2 protein-coding genes and 2 pseudogenes are annotated in these 2,223 nt (G+C 69.4%); all 4 read right to left on the reverse strand.

Translation table 11 applies throughout. The features are described from left to right. Window positions 1-205, reverse strand: a pseudogene (locus G3N99_RS39315) (YeeE/YedE family protein); the annotation flags it as partial. Next, window positions 195-545, reverse strand: coding sequence for a metalloregulator ArsR/SmtB family transcription factor (locus G3N99_RS39320; protein WP_206125094.1), 351 nt, complete (start codon window positions 543-545; stop codon window positions 195-197). The gene G3N99_RS39320 and the pseudogene G3N99_RS39315, both read right to left, overlap by 11 nt. 97 nt (window positions 546-642) lie before the next feature. Continuing rightward, a complete protein-coding gene (locus G3N99_RS39325; protein ID WP_206125095.1) occupies window positions 643-2,004 on the reverse strand; it encodes an aromatic acid/H+ symport family MFS transporter in 1,362 nt (453 codons plus the stop codon). Between the two features lie 80 nt (window positions 2,005-2,084). Then, window positions 2,085-2,223 (reverse strand): annotated as a pseudogene (locus G3N99_RS39330) (3-hydroxybenzoate 6-monooxygenase); the annotation flags it as partial.

The following is a 2,223-nucleotide window of genomic DNA, read 5'->3' on the forward strand; positions in this document are numbered from 1 at the left end:
TCACGAGCGGTGCGGCGATCAGCCCGGCGACGAACGCGGCGCGCCAGTCGCGCTCGCCGGCGCGTGCCGTGAGCAGACCGCCGACGATGCCGCTGATGCCGGCAATCCGGCCGTTGAACGCGACGAGCCACGCGGCCGCGAGCCCGATCAGCACGCCGCCGGCCAGCGACAGCCACGGCGTGAAATGAAGCGCATCAAGCTGCATCGCGCCGCCCCTTCGCGGCCGGGCCGCAGAACTGTTCGACCAGCACGCCCATCACCGCGATTGCCGCCGGGCTGTCGAGCGAATAGTGGATGTTCTTGCCGTCCCGACGCGTGCGAACCAGCGCGTTGTCACGCAACACGCCGAGCTGCTGCGACAAGGTCGGCTGGCGGATTTCCAGCGCCGTCTCGAGATCGCTCACGCAACGCTCGCCCTGGGACAGTTCGCAGAGCAGCAGCAGCCGGTCGGGATTCGACAGCACCTTGAGCAGCGCGCAGGCCGATTCGGCGGCCGCGCGCATCTGGTCGGGGTCGGGCAACCCGGTGGAAAGATCGTCGTTCATCGGCGCGAGGAGACAATTAAAGAATCAATATTATATTAATTTATATAATGATGATCCCCCGCCACTGACCGATGAGCGGCCCTGCGCCCTGCTTCGCTCAGGCCTGCTCGCCCGCAATCGCCTTCGCGGCAGGCATGCGCGCCACATCGGCACGCACCACGCCGAGCGCCAGCACCGCGATCCCCGCGATCACGCATGGCGCCGCGACGACGGCAAACGCAGTCGACAACGGCACGCCCATCGCCAGCATCGCGCCGCCCGCCATCGATCCGACGACCGAGCCGCCACGGCCGATCCCGTTCGCCCAGCTCACGCCGGTGGTGCGGCACTCGGTCGGATAGAACGCGGCCGACAGTGCGTTCGCGCCAACCTGAGACCCCGACACGCAGAAGCCGGCCGCGAACACGGCGAGCGCGGCGCCCCACGGCGATGCGGCAAACACGCCGATCGCGGCGACGAACACACCGGCCGCCGCATAGCTGCAGGCCAGCACGCGATGCGGGTCGAAACGGTCCATCAACCCGCCGAGGACGATCGCGCCGAGCGTGCCGCCGACCTGGAACATCGCGGTCACGCGCGCAGCCGTCTGCAGCGTCGCGCCGGTCGTGCGCAGCAGCGTCGGCAGCCAGCTCGACAGCAGGTAGATCACGAGCAGGCTCATGAAGAACGTGAGCCACAGCAGCAGCGTGCCGCGCAGCAGGTCGGCGCTGAACAGGCGACCGAGCGGCGACCCGGCCGGCTTGCCGGCGGGCGCGATGAACGACGCGTTCAGAAGATGCGGATCCGGCGCGATGCGCCCCAGCATCGCCGCGATCCGCTCGCGCGCCGCGCCGGTGTTGACGAGATAGCGCACCGATTCCGGCAACCGCCACGCAAGTACCGGCAACAGAAGCAGCGGCGCCGCACCGCCGACGACGAGCACCGAGCGCCAGCCGTGGTGTTCGATCAGCGACGCAGCCGCGAGCCCGCCGAGCGCGGAGCCGATCGTGAAGCCGCAGAACATCGTCGTCACCAGCAGCGAACGGCGCCGCGCCGGGCAGTATTCGGACGTCAGCGTGATCGCATTGGGCATCGCGCCGCCGAGCCCGAGCCCGGTCACGAAGCGCCACGCGATCAGCTCGGTCAGGCCGCCGGCGCTCGCCGACGCGGCGCTCGCGATGCCGAAGCACGCCACGCAGGCGAGCAGCAGGCGCTTGCGGCCGAACCGGTCGCCGAACGGCCCGAACACGAGCGCGCCGGCCATTAGCCCGGCGAGCCCCGCGCCGAACACCGGAGCGAGCTGCGCGGGCGACAGGCCCCATTCCGCGCGGATGACGGGGGCGATGAAACCGATCGATGCGGTATCGAAACCGTCGATCGCGACGATCAGAAAGCACAGTGCGACGATCGCGGCCTGAAACGGCGCAACGCGATGACGGTCGATCCATTCGCTGACGTCGATGGACAGCGTATCGGCCATGATGGTGTCTCCTCCAGGAAGGCGGTCGCGCGTCGTGTCGTTGAAATGCGCGCCGCCGGAATCGGGCCAACCGCGCCGCGTTACGCGACGGACTTCAGGCAATCCTCCGCGCGCCAGCCGTGCAGCCAGTCGAGCGCGTCGTAGAACTGCGCCTGCGTGCGGCCGACCCAGAGCCCGTTGCGCACCTGCCGCTCGACGCCCTTCGCGTGATAGATCCGC

The organism is Burkholderia sp. Ac-20392, assembly GCF_017104585.1.
Lineage (GTDB): Bacteria > Pseudomonadota > Gammaproteobacteria > Burkholderiales > Burkholderiaceae > Burkholderia > Burkholderia lata.

What these genes read in the sequence shown, in the direction of transcription:
- G3N99_RS39320 (WP_206125094.1), bottom strand. Translation starts at nt 545, where the DNA reads ATGAACGACGATCTTTCCACCGGGTTGCCCGACCCCGACCAGATGCGC.
- G3N99_RS39325 (WP_206125095.1), bottom strand. Translation starts at nt 2,004, where the DNA reads ATGGCCGATACGCTGTCCATCGACGTCAGCGAATGGATCGACCGTCAT.